The organism is Sphingobium algorifonticola (assembly GCF_004005485.1).
Lineage (GTDB): Bacteria > Pseudomonadota > Alphaproteobacteria > Sphingomonadales > Sphingomonadaceae > Sphingobium > Sphingobium algorifonticola.
Window position 1 is genome coordinate 25,280 of record NZ_RZUL01000012.1, and the last position, 19,865, is coordinate 45,144.

The window sequence follows — 19,865 nt, forward strand, 5'->3', positions numbered from 1 at the left end:
AGATGAACGCGATCATGACGAATTTCGAAATTGAAAGCCCCGAGGCACGCCTAGCCCAAAACTGGGAAGGGCTGTCTGAAATCGATCAGGCGATCCGTGACAATCGCCTGATGGAGTATCGGATCAAGAAGTCCTGGGCCGACCCTTGGGGGCGGAAGCTCACAATTGCCGGTGTGACCGTTATCTTAGCGGTGTTCTTGTTCCTGGCAGGTGCCTCGTTCGGGCTCTGGTGATTGGGCTGTAGATCACCATTCCTTCACTTCATCGGCAGACTCCGCGCTCGCACCCTGTGCGCCCTTGGTAACCGCATCAAGGCGGCCTCTGGATCCGCGGATCCGTTGGCGCCCGGCATCCTGAGCACGCAGCACTTCGTCGTGAACAGTGCCCTGGTCCACCTGCGGCACGTTTCCAGAAACCCATCCCCCGATTTGGGCGCGGCCGCGTACAGATCCGGGTCCTGTCACCGAAGGGCGCGAGATTGGCTGCCCTGGCGTTAGAACGAGCCTGTCCTCGATCCCGTCGCGCAGCTGTTCCGCGTAGCTTTCGATGAATTTGCCCTGCAGCGCCTGACCTTCCGGACTGAGCTGAAACGTCAGGTCGTCGAACCGGACATTGCCGTAGAAGTCGCGATTGCGTTCGATTTCGACCAAGCCCCATTCGCGGTAGGCCTGTGACAGGTTGAGGCTGCCTGCGGCGCTGTTGCCTTCGAAGAACGACGCTTGGCTTTCAAGGCGATTTGCCAGTTCTTCAGCTCGCCGCGCTTCGCGGCTGTAACTCTGCGCCTCGGTTAGCGAAGCGTTCATGCCGCTCGCGGTCGACGAAATCGAGGAACTCGACGAGGTGCTGACGCTGCGAACAAACCCGTCGCGCGTGCTCGACCAGTTCCGGCTGTCCGACATCTGTGCGAGGCTGCCGAAGATGCGTGAGCGGTCCTCGGAAGCGATGCCGATATCGCTGTCGGTCCATGTGCGGGTACCGCCAGCTTTCGCTCCTACGTTTGCCGAAAGAACACCATTAGTAACGCCAGCATTTGCGCCAGCTTCGCCCCCAAGGAACCAAGCGGTCGAAATGTCGTCGGCGGCCCTTCGTGAAAGGCCAAACTGGCGGTGTAGGTTGGTGGATGCCTGGTCGACCTCGTTGAAGGCGGTCTGGATGCTGTCGGAGTTGGATGTTCCGGTCGCGCTCTCGAAGGCCGATCCGCGGCTGAATTGGCTGCGCAGCTCGCGGAATTTCGTGACGGCGCTGGTAGTCGATTCCGTCGCAATGTTCGCATAGCTCTCGCTGTTCGAGCGGGCCTGCGATGCCATTGTTGACAGGCGTGAAGTGAACTCCTGGCCGAGGCTGGGGGTGAAGGGATAGCTTGAGTTGGGAAGCTGATCGTAGCTGGCTTCGGGAAAACTCGTCGTCATCGAGCCCGTGTCGCTGAATGTGCGGGTCTGCGCCGCGCCATAAGTGAAGCTTGGCGCGATCGTCCCTTGTGCGAACTGGCGCGTCAGAACGCTCGAATTCTCGAAGCTCGTATTGCCCAGCGAGACGTTGCCCGTGCTCGCCTCGCGCGCCGCTTCCTCGGCCGCGTTCTGGCTCGGATTGAGATAGCTAGTCGCATGGTGTGAAATCGCCATGGCGCCCTTGGCAACGCCGCCGGCCAGAAACGGCACCGAGGCGATGAGATAGCCTGCGAGCAGCCCGATATCGCTGTTCACATCGGCCATGCCGGTGAAGCTCGCGAGACTGAGGCCATTGCTTCCAGCAACCGCGCTCATGTCCGTGGCCCCCTTGTACATCAGCATCATATGCAGGATCACGAACAGCGGTCCCCATGCCGCCAGGTAGAAGAAACCTGTCACATAGCCTTTGAGTGCCAGCGGCCCGGTCTTGGGCAGCAGGAACAGCGGGAAGAGGACCGGAAACAGGGCGTAGAAAAGCACGGTCAGCACGACATTGAGGAGCGGCACCCACTTCATCGCGTTGCTGGCAATCGAGCCATAGGTCCGCTCGGTCTGGATATCGGCGCGCGTCTGGGCGTAGACGTCGACGTTGCCCGCGCCGCTCGTTGCCGCCATTGAATGCATGGCCTGGCTCATCGCGTTGATCGTCAGCGTCTGCTTGAAGATCTCGGTCGCATTGGCCGAGACCCCGGTGAGGTACTGGTAAGCCACCGGCAGGTCAGCAAAAAGCTTGGCCTTGGCTAGGGCTGCTGTCTGGTTGGGATAGAGCTGGCGTCCGAAAACCGTACCCATACCGTCGATCAGTCCGGCCCACTGCGCGTCCAGCGCATCATAGGCTTCGCTGCAGGTGATGATATTCGAAGTCACCTGACCGGTCCCGGTGTCGCGGGTCAGGAAGCGCTGGGCCCGCGCCTGACTGCCGGGCGCAATGGTCGTCCAGATGTCGCTGGTCTCGGCGAGCTCCTTCATCGAATAGCGGCCAAGCAGCACGTCGTAGAAGACGCATTGCCGGAAGTGCTCGTCGAGATTGGCCGCAAATTCCGGGTCGGAAATGCGCAAGGAGCGCGTGGCATCGTAGAGCCGTGCGCCATAGATCATGCCATTCTTAGAGTAGTTGAGATCGCCCGGCAGCCCGAACACCACCTCGGCCGAGCCGGTCAGGTAGTCGCCGACCTGGCTCGTGAAGCTCGCCATCAGCGCAAGCCCCAGCGGCACGTTGCTGACATTGGCGGGAGCGAGGCTGGGGTTGAGCCGGTCGGTCACATGGACGTCGAGCCGCGGCACCATCAGGCACGAATAGATCAGCGTCGCGCCGAGGAACCAGTTGATCCAGGCCCGCCAGTCCTGATTGAACGCCAGCGTGATGGCGGACAGGCCAAGCCCCATGACCATGACGACCTGCAGGAGGCTCTTGTAGCCCCCATTGCCTGTCCAGGCGGCGACCGCCTGGAAAACATTGACCAAGTAGTCGCCGCCGCCAACTGTGAAAATCTCGACCATGATGCTGGGCTCCCGCCGCTTTCGGCGCGCTGAAGGGGATCAGTGGGTAAGGGCGCGCGATTGCACGCCGCGCGACCAGTCGAGCGAGGCGGCCATGCCGGGCGACATCGATGCGGCGAGCACGTTCTCGATGAACGCGGTCTTTTCGATGATCTGCATGATGGCGTTGACCTTCAGATGCGTGTTCGCCTGCCTGTCGGCGAGCGCCTGCCGGACGACATTCACCTGACCCTGCCACATGGCGATCTTGGCCTCGTCCGCGCCGATGAAGCTCGACATCGAGCGGCCCGCTTCGCTGACGATCCGGTCGAGGACGGCGAACAGAAGATCGACACTGGCGATCTCCGCCAGCGTTTCGCGATCGTCGGTCGGCATGCCGCGGCCATAGGCCGCCTGGACAGTCAGGATCTTGTAAAGCGGGATCGAGGCAACCTGCAGAAGTTCTTTCTGCGCGTCGGTGATCGCGGTGTCGTCATGGATCGCCTGGACCATGCCGGCAATCAGGGCTGCAACGCGCGGGCGCAGCGCTTTGGATGCGGGAAGGCTGAGCGACTTGAAGCCGGGATCGAGGCACTTGTCCGGCTCGTCGCAGTCGAAGATCAGGACGTTTCCGTTGCTTGTCCCATCGAGCAGTGAGGTGACCAGCGTTGAGGACGCTTCCCCGACGATCGGCACGAACTTGCCCGGCTCGTCATCCTTGGGCGGGACATAGATGATCGTGCCCAGCAGCGTCATTGCATATTCGGCGAGTTCCTCGTCGAAAGTGCCATTCGGCGAGAAGAACGCGGACTTCTTGAGGATCGTCCAGGTGTAGTTTCTCGCCACGGCGGGATTTACGTCGTCATATTTGCCCGAGCCCTGCGCTGTCGTACTCGACCGCTGGCCTTTGGTGCCGCACCCGTGCTTGGCGGCTGCATAGTCGGTGAAGATGCCTTCCGAATTGCCGATCGCCTCGCAGATCGCCTTGTCGGCCAGATCGCCCTTGGGCCAGATGCCGCCCACCAGCCCCTGCGCCATTTCGCAGGAGTTGATGTTGAGGTTGTTCATGAGCTGAGCCTTCTGGCTGAACTCCTGCATGATCTTCGAGCATTCCGGGCAGACCGTGTCGATTGCCAGGCTGAAAGCAAAGCCGACCGCATTGTTGGCGACAGCCTTCAGCATCGCGACGATCTCACTCGCGTTGATGAAGCTGAAGGATCCGGCAAAGATGTCGATGCCGCCGCAGCCCGCCCGGGCGCGCGGTAGTTGCAGATTGGCGATGTTGGTCGTCTTCTGCGGGAAGCGCGTCCAGACGTTGCCGAGGCTGTAATAGCCTGCCGACTGACCCTCGAACGCGGTCGGCCCATTGACGTTAGCGGCGCCGCCAACATCGTTGAGGAACGAGTCCATCGAACTGCCTACATCGGCCGATGCGCTGGTAAGGGGGAGGGTAGCCGCGAGGATCGCGGCGACGGCACGTTTCATCCTAGTAGTCACGTCCGGCTTCCTTCGATGTGAGGAGGTAAATGCGATCCTGAAGCTCGTCGGCGCTCATCACGCCGTAACCGATCGGAATGGGCTGACCCTTGGCGGCATCCCAGAGCACCACCGCCGGCGTGACCTTGGGCTCGAGCCCCATGCGGCTGCGCTGGTTGGTCTCGACCGTGTAATTCGGGAAATGGCGCGAGGGGCCGCCGTCCGTCGAAATCGCGCGCACCGTGATGTGCCAGGTCGAAGCGACGCTCTGGACGATTGGCGACATGACTTCGCAGGCGCCGCAGCTCTGGGCGAAGAAGTAGAACAGCCCGTAGCGTTCGGATAGTTGCGCCATGACCGCATTGCGCTCGGCGCTGCGCGAGTCCTGCCACTGACGCTTGCCGAGCGTCGAGACCGGCCGCTGGAGCGTATAGTCGAGGTCAGGATCCTGCCAGATCGCCCGCTGCCAGACATCGCTGAACAGCGATGCCCGGTCGAGCTGGGCGCGCTGAAAACGGATGTAGGCCGTCACATTGGCCGGCGTCGGCTCGAGGATCGCCTTGGCTTTCAGTTCGCGCAGGTTTGCGGTGATGGCATCGAGCTGGCTCGTCGCACTCGGAGCAGGCTCAGATGCCTCCTCCCGCACTTCGGGCGGCCTGGGCCTGGCGCAATAGAACCAGTACCCAAGGCGCCGCTCCTCGCAGTAGAAGCTGTCCTGGCTGTCACTGGTCGTGACCAGGGGCGGTTCCTGGCCGCGTGCCGGAGCACTGAGCGCGGGCGCAACGGCGGTGAGCGAGAGGCAGGCGGCAAGCAGCCGCCGGACGGCCTTATTGGCTGGCGCGGGCATAATAGTCCTCGATTTTCTGCTGGATTTCGGTGGCGGCCTGGAGCTCATCGGGCAAGCGCGCGGCGTCGGTGAATTCGGCGTAGACCTCGCTGAAATCCATCTTCGAGAGATCGAGCCGTGAAAACTCGTCGATGGTAAAGCCAAGGCACTGCTCGGTCTTGGGCTTGCCCCAGGGCTTGTTCAGCTGCTGGCGGCCCTGCTCCTGCAGAATCCGCGATAGCTTGGATTCAAAGCAGCAATAGACCTTCTTCTTGGTCAGGCAGACGCCCAGGAAGCTGTCCGAGCAATAGGTCCCGACATAAGCGCACAGACCTTGCGCATCGCGCTGGTGAAGCAGCATTTCCTCGCGGCTGCAGCCGAGAGCGACAAGCAGCTGGATACCCGGAATGAGCGGGAAGCCTTTGCCCTTGCAGCAATTGAGCACGCCGAAGACCTTGGACGAGCAGGTGTTGCGCGTACCCTTGAACAGGGTGAGCGTGTCGGGATCGAACTCGCGCCGTGCCTGGTCCATCGCGTTGAGCGCGACAACCGCGTCCTTGAACTCGTCATTGGCCTCGCGCTCGATCGTCTCGCACGAGCCATCGATGCAATAGACGTCGCCGTCGCAGATGAACTGGCTGGTATCGGCTGGTTGGTCCGGGACCGGGCAATCGTAGACCCGCTCCCAGGTCCGACAGGGCTCACCCGAAAGGCAGTCCTCGCGCACCAGCGAGCAGCCGGGCGTGCTTTCCAGCGTCTGGCAGTCCTGAGCTTGCGTAAATTGGGCGCAGGTATAGCTGCGCGACCACGCCCAGCAGGGCTGGGTGACCGCGATGCCGTCGACAATCCGGGTGACAGGATCGCTGTTGGTGCAGGTCTCGGTGTCCTGCTGGCATGAGCTGTCCGCAGCAAGGCCCGCGCACTGGCTTTCATCGCGGCTTGTTGTGACGACGTTCTCGCCGGTCACGCTGTAGGGCGTCGCGCCATCGACCGGTGCGGTGCAGCTCACAAGATCGACGCGCAGGTCCCCCGAGTTGCAGCCCCAGTAGATACCGAGATAGGGATCGCACAGATTGATCGGATAGGACTGTGTGACCGTGCACTGCGGCGCCGGGTAGCGACTGCAATTGTAGATCGACGCCGGATCGCCGCCGCTCCCGCCGACGCAGTAGTAGCCATAGACCTGCCGCTGCTCGATCGTGGCATTCAGCGTCACCGGGCAGGTTCTGGTCTCCTGGGTCGCGGTATAGCCGACGTTGCAGGTCGCCATGTAGCGCGCTGCGGTGCCGGTTCCCGGAGGCAGGGGGACGCAGCGGCCCTGGCTCCCGCTGATGCTCATGCCGCTCGTGTAGGAGAGTGGATCGTCGTTGATGACATTGCTGCGCGCGACAACAGCGTCGAGATCCTGGGGCGCGAACTGCGCACGGCGATCCATGGAATCGCGCATCGTCCGGTATCCGGTGTTCGCCGTTGCCTGGCTCGCGGCTTCACGCGCCATCCGGTCGGGATCGTCGAAATAGCCCGACTGGTTCGGCACACCCCCGAAATTGGGAATGCGGTTTGCGTCCGGGTCGGTTGTCGCCGCGCTCTGCGCTGCGGCTGCCTGGTCGCGCCCGAACGCCTTGCCATCCGCCTTGGCGGCATCGGTCGTGGTTTGGGCCGAGACGCTTGCCGGCAGACAGGCGCAGGCGAGGCAGAAAAGGGGAAGGAGAAGCCGCTTCATGGGCCAATCCGTTGCAGGCGGGCAAGATGCTGGGATGCGAGGAGCGCGCCGGGACCGCCGCCTTGGGCGAAGGTTTCGAGCGCGTAAGACACGCTGACATTCCCGCTCATCTGGTCGTGGGGCGGAACCTGGGTCCGGCAATTGAAGCCATCGCAGAGATCGAAATCGCTGCTGGTCACCACATAGGTGGGGACCGCCTCGACCCCGAAGGCGCGAAACAGGCGCGGATCGATGCCGACCGCGTCGAGCTTGCCGCCGTCCGCTGCGACTTTCGCAAGCGCTGCGGTCAGGGTCTTGGCGCTGCCCCCTGGCAGCCCGCGAAGCACGACCACACCGCCTGCACGGGCGACGTCGTCCGCCATGGCGCGCAGGGCCGCCGGCGGCATCGAGAGCGAAGCGAAAGCGATGAAGCGGGGTGCTTCACCCAAGCTCTCGCTGGCCATGGTGCCCGCATCGGCCACCATCTTGTCGAAGTCGAAGACGTCCTCGCTCTCTGGCCGCGCAGATCTTGCCGCCTGCTCGGTGTAGCGCTTGCCGTGCGCCTGGGCTTCGGCGGCGCTGTCACTGGCTTGGCCAAGGACAGCTTCGGCGCGCGCGCGGGCACTGGCGGAAAGCGCCTCGGCTTCGCTCGCCTCAACCTTGGCGCGGGCGCGTATCGCTTCGAGATCGAGCTCCGGTTCGCTTGTCTGTGCTGCGGCTCCCGCCATAGCGGCCGCGCCAGTGATCGACGCGATTACAAGGAGATGAGGGAGTATTTTCATAGCGCGCAGCAGTTCCGTTTGCGCCAGACCAGATAGCCCATGTCTTCGCCAATGGCGGGATAGACCTGACCTGCCGACATGAAGGTGGTGGAGGCGCCAATGGGCGCGCAGGCGTAGCGGCCCTTGGTCTGCGGATTGGGATTGGTGGCCTGGAAGCGGTATTGCTGCTTCCTCATCACCGGCATCAGATACTTGCCGCAAAGCCCTTTGCTGCCCATCGTGCCCCAGGCGACGAGTTCGCGGTGGAGCTTGTAGGAGAAGCGGGCGAGGGCGAGCCGCGATGCCTGGACGTGCCCGATCGTCGCCGAGACATTGCCATTCAAGGGATACATGCTGCCCTGGCATCCCGCGCACCAGAAGAGTTCGTCGATCGGGAGCTTGGCCGTCGCAGCAACGCAGTCAGCCGCACAGGCCGCAAGCGCGAGCGGATTGGCGAACAGAACCGCTTCGGGATTGATGATCGCGGTGAGTTCGCTGTCCTGCCAGAGCGGATCGATCTCGGTGATGTAGAGAATGTCGACCGAGCCCTGCTCGAGGCAAAGGAAATCGGCAACGATCTCCATCCAGTAGATCAGCGGATAGGCATACCAGTGGACATGCCACTGCGAATTGTACTGCGTCGCGCCGCCCACCGCCGAAGGACCCGCCATCGACTTGAACCCGATGTCGAAGCCGGGATCGAGTTTCATCCCGCCGAGATTGACGAAACACCAGGGCTTCATGCTGACGTCGGCAAGCCGCACAGGCTCCCAGAAGCCCATGGCGATGCCCGGCCGCAAACCGCAGAGGCATACGGGAAGCGCCGGATTGCTCGTATCGGGACGGCTCGACGGCCAGATCTTCAGGCCGCCGACCGAGATCGGAAACAGGCACGACCAGCAAATGTCGGTGATCGGATTGACGAACTTGCCTGTGCAGCGGCCCGGACCGGCAGATGCCTGCGCTGGCGAAGCCGCAGCAAGGCTTAGACTGCAGGCAAGGAGCGCGCAGCATATCCATGTGAGAAGACGGTTTTTTCTGCTCATGACGATGCGCGCTCCTTGGGTCGAACCGGCTGCTCGGTGATGATGAGGACGCGGCCCTGCTGCTCGACGGTTGCGGGCACGGCGCGGATGCCGAAATGCTTGACGAGGCTGCCGCCCTGGTCGAAATAGAAGCGGCGCTGGCGGGCCTTCATCAGTTCGAGCGGCGCGCCGCGCACGAGGATGAGTTTGGCCTTGGTGCTGGCATAGCGACGGGTTGCCCAGGCAAGCTGCTCGGGGTCGTCGCCGTCGAGGAATACCAGCGGCACACGCAGCGGTACGGTGTCGAGCGGATTGACTCGTGTTCCGGCCGCCACGATCACCCGACCCTTGTCGTCGGCAATGTCGCGCTCGACGCTGATCGTCGGATCGAAACGCCAGCTGCGCGCTGCCGCCGCGGCATTGATGCCTGCGACTGGTTCGGGCCGGTTGACGCGCGCGATCGTGCGCCGCTTCAGCTCCTCGTTGAGCTTGGCCGTCTCGCCGGTCTTCTCGAGACGGGTGAGACGCGCATGAATTTGCTCGAGCAAGTCAGGCTCGATCACGGACCAGACCGTGCCTTGCTGACCGTAATCGCGGGCGCTTGTCGGCGCGGCCATCAGAAGACCGGCTACGAGGAAAGGGGCGGCGCGAAGCGGTGTCACAGGATCGGCCTCCCGACCCCGAGAATGCGCTTGGCGCAGATCCACCCGATTGCCGCATAGCGGCTGTCGAAGCCGTCCTTGTGCGCGGTGGTGACGAAATAGCAGCCTTGAGGGACCACGCCTGTCGGACCGAGCGCCAGCGGCTCGCCAAAACGGCTTGCGCGCTTGGCTACCGCAACCTTGCGGCCATTGACGAAGAAGCTGCGCTCCTTCTCGGTCACGATGTCGCCGGGCATGCCGCTCACCTTCTTGCCGAACGGCTTGCGCTTCTTGCCGAAGTGCCTTTCGAGCAGTGGTGAAGCGGGCGGATCGAACAGGATGATCTCGCCGCGCTGCGGCAGCGCGCCGCGGTCGAGCCAGATCGCCCAGTAAGGCAGGCTCGGACTGGCGTTGATCATCAGCGCATGGTCCTTCGAGAAGGCGGCGAGGGAGGTGAGCGCAAGCGCTGCCGCGCCGAGCCCTGTCCACAGCGCGAGGCGCCGGCCGGTTGGCGAGTGGAGGACAAGATCAGCGGCGCGCATCGGGAATGGCTCCCACGCGGCGCGCGACATCGGCGCGCACGGCTTCGGTGAGATCAGGCGTGCTGCCGGCCACCACCGCTTCAGCGACAAGGACCGTGCGGCCCTCTCGGCCCAGATGTTCGACCGAGGCTTCGACCGCCTGGAGATAGGCCTGGACGCGCATCTTCGTTTCTTCTGGCGGTCTTCCCGCGCGCGCCTCGGCTTCGATGAAGTCGCCCATGATGCGGCTCAGCTGCACGGTCACCACTTCGCGCTTGTCGAGCGCGAGCAGCTTGTCGGTCGCCCAGACGCCCCAGAGCGCCGAGCCGACCATGCTCAAACCGAGCGTGACGGCGGTCCAGTTCACCGCACTCATGTGGCCGCGCAGGGATTGTGTTGCCAATATGTTCTTCACAGCTTTTCTCCCGAAAGCTCACGCTCGAGATCGTTGATGAAGCGCGGCAGGCGCCAGACCACGACGAGCGTTGCGACACCGATGAGGACGAACTTGAACTCGTCGAGGAAGCCGATCTGGCGGCCTTGCTCGGCGCCCAAGAAGCGGTCCGAAATATTGGCGAGATGGTCGAAGAAGACCCCGGCATCGCCGCCGGAAATCAGAAGGAAGAAAAGCAGCGGGAGCCCGAGCGCCATGAGGTAGCTCGAGGCGAGGAAGGTGCTGCCGCGAAGCACGATATAGCAAAGGTCGGCGGCATGAGACCGCCAGCCCTTGGCCGGCAATTCGAGGCTATCGCTCTCGGCACGGGCGTCCTGGGCCCGGTCGATCGGCGTGACGAGATGGAGTGGCATCGGTTTTGGGTGTCCTAGGATGGATGGAGGGAGAAGTCAGGTTCGATTGGCAAAGGCGATCCGTTCGATCGCGTCGGCAAGCTGGTGGCCGCGCGCGATTTCGGCATCGATCGCGGCAAAGGTCTGGGGCGAGCTTGAGAACAGCGTCGCCGAATAGTCATCGAGCACGAGCCGACCGATGGCTTCGGTCTCCGGGCCCTTGATGAAGACTTCCGAATAATCGCTGCCCGAACGCTTCAGGCTGCGGATCAGGGTCTCGGTGCGGTCGTCCATGTCGAGGCGCTTCGACGCCTTGAAATCGGCGATCGTCTCGGGCTTCTGCTGGAGGATCAGCATCCAGTCGCTGTTTTCCAGCGCAGCGGTCGCGCCGTCCGACTTGTAATAGTCGTTGAGTGACTGCGTCGCGGTTGCCAGCGCCCCGCCATATTTGCGGCAAGTGCGGGCATAGGTTTCGACGAACTCGCCCATCGAGCCGCCCTTGAGCATCGACCACGCCTCATCGATCAAGAGCAGCTTCCTCACCGAACGCGGGCTGCGGGTCATGGCCTGGCTGGTCATGAACATGATCGCCGAGAGAACGACGCTGCGCAGTTCCTCGCGTGTGGCAAGGTCAGACATTTCGAAGACGGTGAAATCGGTGTCGAGATCGAGGCTCGCCTGGCCTTCGAAGAAGGCGCCATAGGTGCCGCCGGCCATGTATGGCGCAAGCGCGGTGGCAAGATCGCTCGCGGCTTCATTGCCGAGACCGGCCAGTGCTTCGCCGACGCCGGTGATCGAGGCATCGACGCCCCGTTCGCTCCAGACCATGTTGACCGCCCGGTCGATCAGGCCGCGCTCGGTGTCGCTCAGCTTTGCACTGTGCCGCGCCATCTGGCCGACAATGGCCTTCACCATGCCGAAGCAGTCGAGCCGGTAATCCTCGTCTTCGGCCGCGCGTTCGCCATCGATCATCGAGAAAGGATTGAGGCAGAAGCCCGCCTTCATCGTGAACTCAACGAACCGGCCGCCTTGCAGCTTCACCGAATGCTCGAAGCTGCGCCCGTCGTCGATGACCACGACTTGCGCGCCAGCGCCGCGCAGCGCTGCGCACATTTCCTGGAGGAGCACCGATTTGCCCGATCCGGACTTGCCACAAATCGCGACATTGTGGTTGCCAGCATCGTTCTCGAACGGCGACCAGAAGAAGGGCTGGCCGCGTCGGCCCACGAACAGCAGGTGCGGATGGACGCTGCCGAGATACTCGCCCTGCATGGGAGCGATATTGGCCGCTGTGGTCGAGAGTACAGTCTTGAAGCGCTTGAGGCGCTCCATGTCCGCGCCAAGTCCATCGGCCAGCGTCATCGGCATGGCAGCCAGCAGCCCCTGGATCTGCAGGTATCGCTCATCGGCAAGATCCCAGCCCGCCGCCTTGTAGATCGACTTGATCGCGCGTTCGTCGCGGTCCCCGCGGCCGAGCGGGGAGTAGGTCGTCAGGCCATAGAAGACCCGCACCAAACGGCGGCCTTCCTGCAGCTCCGATTGCACATGCTGCCACTCGGCCGCCTGCTCACCGATGCGGGGCAGGAAGCGCGCGCTGCGCGTTCCGGCAAGGCTCGTCGTGCGCATGAACTTGAAGCCGGCCTTGGCCGAAGCCGCTTCCTGATCGGGATAGACGAGGCACAGCATCGTCGCCGCCGGGCAAGGGAAGCGCAGCTTGTCGGTGAACATGTCGCCGATGAGCCGCGCGCATTCCCACGGCGCCCAGCGCTGGGGCATGTTGCGCGAGGAAAAATGCCGAACATCGAACGCGTCGGGATAGACCGTGCCGATCTCGGGAACGCCGTCTTCGATCTTGCCCGTCGCACGAAACCGCTCGGTGACGAGCCGCATCCGGTCTTCGTGGATGACGAGCTCGATATCGTGCCGGATCGCCTGGGCCGCGATCGCGTCGTTCGGATTATAGGGCACGGCATCGTCCTGCGGCGCGGTGGTCGGCGAAGTCAGGTCGTCGATGATCGCGATCAGTTGCTGGGGCTCGACTTCGGCGACGCCCAGGTTGAGCGACTTCAACATCGCAATAAGGCCGTCGCGGGTCTGCTTGAGATCTTCGTTGCTGACCGCCTTGGCCGCAGGCACACCGACCGAAACGATGACCTGATGGTGCCGGGCGTGGAAAGGCGCATCCTGCGAGCCCGATTCCCAGACAAGGCCGTAGAGCCGACGTGCGCGGTGACGGGCAATCGCCTCGTAGACCCCGCCCTGGACATAGCGCGGCGCAAACCAGGGTGCGACGATCCGGCTGATGCGCGGGGAGGCAAGATGCAGGACCTGGAGACAGGCGCCTGCCGGAAGCCCTTCGGAGAAGAATGACCCGAGAATCTCGCCGGTGCGTTCGTCCGCCCCGATCAGGGGAGTGACTGAAAGCACGAAGCCTTTCGAGCGCGCGTTGAAATAGAGCCGGCTCGCCGGATCGTAGACCCGGTAAGGGAGCCAGTCCGAGAGCAGATCGAGCATCAGGGCGGGCCGGTCATGCTCGGCGTGCTCGGCATCGCCCAGAAGCCCGGTGAGGAGCCTGTCGACGATCGTCTTGAGTTTCTCGGCCATCACTTGGGCTCCTTCTGTGCCTTGGCGGCGTTCTTGGCGGCCTCGATCGCCTCGATGGTCGGGAAGATCAGCGGGGCCTTGTCGGCAGATGGCCGAGGGGTTCGATCATGCGGGGGCTGCGCCATGTCGAACCCCTCGACCGCCGGTGCGCTCGCACCGGCAACCGCCTCGCGCGCCGTGGAGGGGAGGACCAGCGGCGAGGCAGAGGGGATGTCCTCAAGCGAGGACGAAGGCTGAAAGGGCTGACCGAGATCGAACGTCTCGGTTTCAGGCTGTTCGGCCGGGGGAAGGGCTGCGGTTTCGTTCAGGAGATCGCTCTTGGCCTGCGCGGCCTTCAGCTGGCGCCTGAGCTGCCGCATCAGCGGTGGGGCGGTATCCTCGCCTGCCTTGCGGCGCAGTTCTGCGGCCCAGCGCGGATTTTCGACGACCGCCCAGGCGACAGCATCGTCGTGCAGCGTCCCGGTTTCATCGACGTGCGCCGGAAAGACGATCCTGAGCGTACGCTCAGAGGTGCGGCCCTGATCGCCCGAAGCGACGGAAACAGGCGGACGCAGACCGTCATGGACCGGTCCGCTCGCGGACAAATCCTTGGTCGCGCGGGCATCGATCACCTGGCTGGGTGCGCAGTCGCCCTTGGGGGCACGGCAGGTGAAATCGCCTTCGATATTGGTGCCGAAGGTGGCGCAGCCGCTGGTCAGCACGGCAAGGCAGGCAGAGGCGAGAATACGGTGGGAAAATCCCATGACGATTATCCTTTCTTGGCCGGAACTGGGGCAACCGCTTTCGCGGGCTTGAGGAATTCGCGGAGCACGGAAGCCGGGCGATACCCTTCAAGGATCGCGCCGTCGGACGGGCGTACGATCACCGGCGTTCCGTTGAAGCCATGGGCCTTGGCAAAGGCCTCGTTGGCATCGAGCCCGCTCGTGTCACACGGCTTTGGATTGGCGAGGGCGAGACCAGAATAGGCCATATGCAGGGACACCTCAGGGCGCGGCGAGCACAGCACCCGTTCGGCATCGCGGCGGCTGTCGGCCCCGAAGATCGAAATGGGCCGTTCCTCGACGCGCGCGCCGATCGCCTTCAGTTCGGCTTCGAGCTTCTTGCAGTAGCCGCAGTGGAAATCGGAGAAGACGACGACCTTGGGGCCGTTCACCGGTCCCCAGGTGATCGCGCCGTTCGCGGGCAGGCCGGCGAGCGATACCTTCTGCGGGGTGGCGCGCGGGGCGGGCTGGCTTTCTTCGTTGGCATTGCTCCGCCGTGCAGCACCAGCAGCCAGCAAGTCTGGGTTGAGTGCGAGGAGACGGGCTGCCGTCAGGTCTTGCCGCGCCTCCATGTCGTAGATGCGCCCGATCACCAGATATTTGGCCGCGCGATCGACGTAGAACAGCGTCGATTTCGAGGCGACTTCGCACAGGCCGCCAAGGCCATCGCAGGTGATGGCGTCGATCGGCGTCTTCGGGAGGCGCAGCTTGAGCGCGGCGCGCACCTTTGCCGTGTCGGGAGCCTGAGCCGGGGAGGCGAGGCTGGCCACGCCCCAACCCGTTGCGGCTGACAGGGCGACGACGGCAGCAACGGTCGCCACCGGTCGCAGCCAGCGCCGCGGCTTGGTGGGGGTTGGATCATTTGTGGCGCGGGTCATTGGGAGTTCCTCACGTAGACGCCGTCGAGGAAGACGATCTCGACATCGATGCCGGTCGGCATCTCGACGACGGGTTGGTATTGTTCGGCGCGCTCGATCAGATATTTGCTGACCGTATCGGCGGCATCGGCAGCGCCCTGGCCGAGCCCACCGCCGAGGATGTCGCCGGCAGAGAGCTTCGAGCGGGTGCCATCGGCATTGGTCGTGACGCCGGAGAAGACGCTGTTGGCGTTCGCCGAAAAGCCGCGCCCGAACCCGCCGACAATCCCGGCAAGCAGGGCCTGGCTGACAAGGCTGCCCTCGCGGCTGACGACACGGCCACGCACGCCCGATTTTCCAGCAAAGCTGATGAAGCCTTTGACCTCGCTCACCGCGACGCGCCCGCCGGGTTGGTCGCAGGTCATCCGCGCCAGCTTCACATAGACCTTCTCGGACGAGAGATCGCCGCGCGCTGCGCCATTGACGATGCAGCCCTGAAGCCGCGTGGTCAGAACCTTGCCGTTCTGCATGACCGATCGCGCCGGACCGGTAATGCGCAGCACCACGGGAAGCGGATCGGTCTGGCTCGCGACCCCCGCCGACGCATCGACGCCGACGATGACCTTGGCAGGAGCATAGGAATTGGGCGGCAGATAGTCCGGCGAGTCCTCGACCACCACCGGCGGCGCTTCCGGGCGAGCCGCCCGCAGTCCGCTGGCTCCTGCTTTGTCGGCGGTGAAGCTCATGAGTTTGACTTCACCGGGACCGGGCAGGCCGGTTTCGCTTGCGCCCAGCGCAGAACCCGCAGGGGCAGGCTGAACCGGTCGACCGCGCGCATCGTAGCCACCCGCCTGCGGGCCATAGGCCGGTGGCGGCAGGCTTGCGGCTGCCGGGGCGGCCTGGCTGGCAAGGCGTGACTTGAGATCCGCGTTCTCAGCGGAGATCGCATCGATTGCGGCCTGGCCGTCGACGCGCATCGCCTGGTTTTCCGCCTTGAGTGCGGCCAGCTGGGATTCGATTTCCTCGCGCGGGAGGCTCGCATCCTTCATGGCCTTCTGCTCGCGGGTCACGGCATCGAGACGGTTGCCGTAGGTCGCGACGAATTCACGCTGCGAAAGGTCGCGATTGATGAGTCCTGCCGTGTCGATGGTCTGCGCGGCGGTGGGATCATCGCTCTTCGCGTTGTCGTCGCCGCCCAGGATGAACCAGCTGCCGCCGACAAGCGCGAGTGCGCCCAAGGAGCCAAGCAGAAGCTTCTGCCGCCGTGCGGTCTTCGCGTTGAGGCTGGTTACTGGCGACGGCGATGCCGGATCGGCCTGTACCGGGGTTGAGATCGAGGGAGCATCAGTCATGGCCCAACCCTCCGTTTGAACCGACGATGAAGGCGACCGTGCTTTCTCCCGATTTGAGAGTGGGCTGGGCGATCGAGATTGCGAGTGTCTGGGAGGACGCGAGATCAGCTTCGGCAAGCGCCAGCGGCCTGCGGCCACGGTTCGCCAGGCGGATGACCTTTCCGGCAAGCGCGCTGCCGCGGTAATCGGCGATGAGCTGGATTTCGAGATCGCCGACCCGTGCCGGAAGGGCGGAGGACTGCCTGACTTCGAAGCCATCGACCGTCTGGTCATTGGCCATGGCCTGGATGAGCCGCACTGCGCTCGTCTCCAGCGGCGTTTCGCTTTCCCAGCCAGATGCCTTGCTTGTCGCGATCGCCGGGTTGGTGATGAAGACCTGCACTGCCGGGACAGGCTCGACCTGGCAGGAAACCTTGTAGACGAAGCCCTTCTTGGTCGTGGCGAAGAAGCTGATCGACCGCGCCGCATAAGTCTCGGGCACCGACACGTAAATGTCGCCGCGCAGCGGTTCGTTGGTGACCGCAAAATCGTTGTAGGGCGTGCCGGTCGAGATCTTCGAGACGCTGGCAAACTGGTCGTCGATAAGCGCGAAGCGCGTCAGCTCGCGGGCCGACACGGCGCATTCGATGCTTGCTCCATCTGCAGCCTGTTTGAACTGGTCGGCGGCCTGGGCGCCGCTTCCTGAAAATGCGAGCATGGTGCTGGCGCAAAGAGCCAGGCTCCACGCGCGCTTCTTGCGTCGGTAAGCCATCACTGGGCCTCCTTCGTTGGGTCTTTGGGTGGCAACTGGCTGAAGCCTGACAGCGCGAGACGCAGGCCCCGGTAGGTCCAGTTGAAGCGGAAACGGCGTTCGTCGCTCGCGATGACCTGGGCGCCGACAAAGGTCTTGAGCGTGCCCGTCACATCGGAAGTCAGCCCCTTGGGGTCGACGGTCATCGACCGGATGACGAAGGCCTGGGTGACATCCGAACCCCGTTGCTCTTCGACAATCCGGACGAGATCGGCCTTGAGGCGCCCGTAGCTTGCCGGATCGGCGAGCTTCAGGATCTCGTCCATCCAGTAGTCGAGGCCCTCGGGGCTGCGATTGAGGAGAACGAGCGCGGCATCGCGGGTCACGAGTTCGAGATAGTCGGCCTCGACCCCCGCGCTGCTGACAGTGAGCTGCTTGGGGAGCGTTGGAAGGAGGACGACTTCGCGGTCGCGGGTGGCAGCAAGGCTGACCGCTACGACGAGCGCAATGCCAAGTCCGGCGCTGGTGAGCGCAAAGAGGTTGCGCTGGCGCAGCAGCGACTGCTGACGCTCGTGTGAAATGTCGGCAAACATGGATATCTCCCCTCAACCGGCAAGCAGGCGGCAGTGGGAAGGCGGCGTCGATTTCAGGCCCAGCAATCCGGCCGGCAGATACCAATAGGCGGCATGGGCTACCCAGGAGCTGGCGCGTCCTGCTTTTGCCTTTCGCAGCGCGAACCAGGCGCCGAAGGCAACGATGATGCCGATAAAGATATGCTGGCTGAGGATTCCCCAGGTGAAGGGGATGAGCATCCCGGCGAACTCGTCGATGGTCCAGAAGCCGATGAGCTCCGGATCGTCGAGCCGACGCGGGATGATATATGGGTCTGCCATGGCGACGCGCCTTCCCGTCCGATGCGTCAGATGACCGCGGTGACGACCGAGGTGACGATCGGAACACCCGTGCCAACGCCGATGCCGACGCCGACCGGAACAGCGACCTGTCCGAGCGAGAACCGGCCCGAGGCGAGACCGATGAGGCCGCCTGCAAGGCTGAGGACCGTGATGATCTTGCCGCCCGAGCCTTCGAGGAAATCGGTGAATTTCGTGAGGGCAGGGGTGAATGTCGTGTCGGCGCCGGCGTAAGCGGCGCTTGCGGCCAGTGCTGCGACCGCAAGCGGTACCGCGAATGTCATGGCCCGCCCGAACTTCGAGGGGTTCTGATCAATGGCGCCGGAACGCCGGGAGAGGGTGAGAGACTGCATATGGAGCTCCATCTGGAGGGGTGAACCCAGCGTTCTTTCGTTCGCTGTGTGTTCCACATGCATCTAGGAAATCGATGTAGGAAAGTCGGATTGCCGCTGGGGCTGAAGTGGCGGACGGATATGGACGCATCAATTGGCCGGCGTCGGCGATAATACGCAGAAACAGCGGCTTATCTGGTAATCAACGTCGACGAATTCCGACAAGCGTGGCGGTGATTGTCGGCGAATCGGGCCTAGGGGATGATTCGCCTAGAAACGATATGTTCCGTAAATGTTCTTTTCATTTTCCTACATAGATCACGCGCGATATGGCTACGACTCGGTTCCTCATCGTTGGAGTTTTTGTCGATGCACCAGCCCGCGCCATTCCGAGGCGAAGCCAACACCAGCCTCGCGCACATTCTTGTCCATGCAATCGAGTCGTCTGACAAACCCAAGCACCAGATCGCTCGAGAAGTCGGGATCCACCGCGAGACATTGCTTCGTGTGATGCGCGGCGATCGGCCGATCGGTCTTGATGAAGCCGCGCGCGTTCTCAATGTCTGCGGCGCCTTTCCCCGCGCCAGCATGATCCTCGCCTTGGCTGGTCAGGAGGATCTCGCCTGCGAATGGATGCGCAGCGAAATGGGGGAGTTTCTTGAGGACTTCTTCACGGCCTTGCCAGGTCAGCTCGAACGCACGCTTGGGCGACGCGTCGAAGATTTGCGGCCCCGGTGGGCGAACGGCACTTCGCAGCTCGTCGCCCGCATGCTTGCCAAGCACATCGATGATTTTGCCAACCGCGACATTTCGATGGCGCTGCCGCGCTGATCCAATTCACCTCGGAGGGGACCGAGAAACTGACCCGACAGGAGCGATCATGAATGCACATCCCCAGCCTACCGAGGACGGCGCAAGCGCTGACCAGGCTTCGCCACCAGGCCCCCCGCCAGCCCGGCTCTTACGGCTGCCCGAAGTCATCGACCGGGTCGGCCTGCGTCGTTCGGCCATCTATCAGCGGATGAGCGAAGGGCGCTTTCCCAAATCCCGCTCGCTCGGGCCCAAGTGCACGGTGTGGGTTGAGGAGGAAATCGACGCGTGGATCAGATCAATTGCGGACAAGCCGCATCGAGACGTTCTGTAAACTATCCTGAAAGAAATCATCGCGCTAAGTTGCGCGCATGGTTTATCGATACCCGGCAGGCAATCCTCTTCATCCTGAAGCCTTGAAAGAGAAGCAGCGCGCGCTTCGCGGCGGCTTTTCAACGCCGTTGACCCTTCGCGTTCATCGTGCGCTTTCCTGGCTTCGTCGGGCTGAAGCAGAACAGGAAGACCAGGACGTTCGCTTCATCCTGCTCTGGATCGGGTTCAACGCTGCCTACGCCGGTGACGTGGAAGCCTCGGCCAGCAGCTCAGCGCCGGAAGGCGAGCGTGGGCTCTTCCAATCGTTTTTCTCGACGCTCGTAAAGTTCGATGGGCGTCACCGTGTCTACGACGCGGTCTGGCAGCGGTTCAGCCAGGAGATCTGTCAAACGGCGTTCAAAAGGGACCCCCGATCGGCGTCGAAGAGGGACCCCTTTTCGGATATGATGTTGGTTTGTTGAAGATGGCCTTGCGCTGCGTGCGGCGGAGGGCGGGCGTAGCCCGACCGGA

At 63.5% G+C, this 19,865-nt stretch carries 22 protein-coding genes; 4 read left to right on the top strand and 18 right to left on the bottom strand.

Features of this window, described 5'->3' with window-relative positions:
* Positions 1–2: 2 nt before the first annotated feature.
* Entirely contained in the window at positions 3–233 is a 231-nt protein-coding gene (locus ENE74_RS16795; protein ID WP_127692032.1) for a hypothetical protein, read from the top strand.
* Positions 234–245: 12 nt separating this feature from the next.
* Here ENE74_RS16795 and ENE74_RS16800 read toward each other — a convergent pair whose 3' ends face one another.
* From ENE74_RS16800 to ENE74_RS16885, 18 genes are read right to left on the bottom strand one after another with little or no spacing between them, the layout of a single operon-like run.
* Positions 246–2,948 (bottom strand): conjugal transfer protein TraG N-terminal domain-containing protein, encoded by a 2,703-nt coding sequence (locus tag ENE74_RS16800; RefSeq protein ID WP_127692033.1) that lies wholly within the window; start codon positions 2,946–2,948, stop codon positions 246–248.
* 39 nt (positions 2,949–2,987) lie between these two features.
* Positions 2,988–4,412 carry a conjugal transfer protein TraH gene (locus ENE74_RS16805; RefSeq protein ID WP_127692034.1) on the bottom strand — a complete coding sequence of 475 codons (1,425 nt, stop codon included), beginning with the start codon at positions 4,410–4,412 and terminating at the stop codon, positions 2,988–2,990.
* Between the two features lies 1 nt (position 4,413).
* Positions 4,414–5,250, bottom strand: coding sequence for a conjugal transfer protein TraF (locus ENE74_RS16810; protein WP_127692035.1), 837 nt, complete (start codon positions 5,248–5,250; stop codon positions 4,414–4,416).
* Positions 5,231–6,952, bottom strand: coding sequence for a conjugal transfer protein TraN (locus tag ENE74_RS16815; protein ID WP_127692036.1), 1,722 nt, complete (start codon positions 6,950–6,952; stop codon positions 5,231–5,233). The genes ENE74_RS16810 and ENE74_RS16815 overlap by 20 nt, the downstream gene beginning before the upstream one ends.
* A complete protein-coding gene (trbC, locus tag ENE74_RS16820) occupies positions 6,949–7,659 on the bottom strand; it encodes a type-F conjugative transfer system pilin assembly protein TrbC (RefSeq protein WP_241242069.1) in 711 nt (236 codons plus the stop codon). The genes ENE74_RS16815 and trbC overlap by 4 nt, the downstream gene beginning before the upstream one ends.
* A gap of 50 nt (positions 7,660–7,709) precedes the next feature.
* The gene (gene traU, locus ENE74_RS16825) at positions 7,710–8,738 is read right to left on the bottom strand and encodes a conjugal transfer pilus assembly protein TraU (protein WP_127692038.1); all 1,029 of its coding nucleotides are present in this window, start codon (positions 8,736–8,738) and stop codon (positions 7,710–7,712) included.
* Positions 8,735–9,379, bottom strand: a complete 645-nt coding sequence (traW, locus tag ENE74_RS16830) for a type-F conjugative transfer system protein TraW (protein ID WP_127692039.1) — start codon at positions 9,377–9,379, stop codon at positions 8,735–8,737. Before traW ends, traU begins: the two co-directional genes overlap by 4 nt.
* Positions 9,376–9,900, bottom strand: a complete 525-nt coding sequence (locus ENE74_RS16835; RefSeq protein ID WP_127692040.1) for a S26 family signal peptidase — start codon at positions 9,898–9,900, stop codon at positions 9,376–9,378. Before ENE74_RS16835 ends, traW begins: the two co-directional genes overlap by 4 nt.
* Positions 9,887–10,294: a type-F conjugative transfer system protein TrbI gene (locus ENE74_RS16840; protein WP_127692041.1), complete on the bottom strand. Its 408-nt coding sequence runs from the start codon at positions 10,292–10,294 to the stop codon at positions 9,887–9,889. The genes ENE74_RS16835 and ENE74_RS16840 overlap by 14 nt, the downstream gene beginning before the upstream one ends.
* Complete coding sequence (locus ENE74_RS16845; protein ID WP_127692042.1) at positions 10,291–10,686, bottom strand: hypothetical protein; 396 nt, start codon at positions 10,684–10,686, stop codon at positions 10,291–10,293. Before ENE74_RS16845 ends, ENE74_RS16840 begins: the two co-directional genes overlap by 4 nt.
* 36 nt (positions 10,687–10,722) lie before the next feature.
* Complete coding sequence (gene traC, locus ENE74_RS16850; protein WP_127692043.1) at positions 10,723–13,269, bottom strand: type IV secretion system protein TraC; 2,547 nt, start codon at positions 13,267–13,269, stop codon at positions 10,723–10,725.
* Complete coding sequence (locus ENE74_RS16855) at positions 13,269–14,012, bottom strand: conjugal transfer protein TraV (protein WP_127692044.1); 744 nt, start codon at positions 14,010–14,012, stop codon at positions 13,269–13,271. Before ENE74_RS16855 ends, traC begins: the two co-directional genes overlap by 1 nt.
* A 5-nt stretch (positions 14,013–14,017) precedes the next feature.
* Positions 14,018–14,908 (bottom strand): DsbC family protein, encoded by an 891-nt coding sequence (locus tag ENE74_RS16860; protein ID WP_127692045.1) that lies wholly within the window; start codon positions 14,906–14,908, stop codon positions 14,018–14,020.
* Positions 14,905–16,239, bottom strand: coding sequence for a TraB/TrbI/VirB10 family type IV secretion system protein (locus tag ENE74_RS16865; RefSeq protein WP_127692046.1), 1,335 nt, complete (start codon positions 16,237–16,239; stop codon positions 14,905–14,907). Before ENE74_RS16865 ends, ENE74_RS16860 begins: the two co-directional genes overlap by 4 nt.
* Positions 16,232–16,990, bottom strand: coding sequence for a type-F conjugative transfer system secretin TraK (locus tag ENE74_RS16870; protein ID WP_127692047.1), 759 nt, complete (start codon positions 16,988–16,990; stop codon positions 16,232–16,234). The genes ENE74_RS16865 and ENE74_RS16870 overlap by 8 nt, the downstream gene beginning before the upstream one ends.
* Positions 16,990–17,562: a type IV conjugative transfer system protein TraE gene (locus tag ENE74_RS16875; RefSeq protein ID WP_007011019.1), complete on the bottom strand. Its 573-nt coding sequence runs from the start codon at positions 17,560–17,562 to the stop codon at positions 16,990–16,992. Before ENE74_RS16875 ends, ENE74_RS16870 begins: the two co-directional genes overlap by 1 nt.
* A 12-nt stretch (positions 17,563–17,574) precedes the next feature.
* Positions 17,575–17,862 carry a type IV conjugative transfer system protein TraL gene (gene traL, locus ENE74_RS16880; protein ID WP_007013892.1) on the bottom strand — a complete coding sequence of 96 codons (288 nt, stop codon included), beginning with the start codon at positions 17,860–17,862 and terminating at the stop codon, positions 17,575–17,577.
* 26 nt (positions 17,863–17,888) lie between these two features.
* Positions 17,889–18,233: a TrbC/VirB2 family protein gene (locus ENE74_RS16885; protein WP_127692048.1), complete on the bottom strand. Its 345-nt coding sequence runs from the start codon at positions 18,231–18,233 to the stop codon at positions 17,889–17,891.
* Between the two features lie 348 nt (positions 18,234–18,581).
* Between ENE74_RS16885 and ENE74_RS16890 the strand changes: the two genes are divergently transcribed.
* From ENE74_RS16890 to ENE74_RS16900, 3 genes are read left to right on the top strand one after another with little or no spacing between them, the layout of a single operon-like run.
* A complete protein-coding gene (locus tag ENE74_RS16890) occupies positions 18,582–19,043 on the top strand; it encodes a transcriptional regulator (RefSeq protein WP_127692049.1) in 462 nt (153 codons plus the stop codon).
* A 49-nt stretch (positions 19,044–19,092) separates the two neighbouring features.
* A complete protein-coding gene (locus ENE74_RS16895) occupies positions 19,093–19,356 on the top strand; it encodes an AlpA family transcriptional regulator (protein ID WP_127692050.1) in 264 nt (87 codons plus the stop codon).
* A gap of 37 nt (positions 19,357–19,393) precedes the next feature.
* The gene (locus tag ENE74_RS16900; protein ID WP_241242070.1) at positions 19,394–19,816 is read left to right on the top strand and encodes a hypothetical protein; all 423 of its coding nucleotides are present in this window, start codon (positions 19,394–19,396) and stop codon (positions 19,814–19,816) included.
* Positions 19,817–19,865 lie beyond the last annotated feature (49 nt).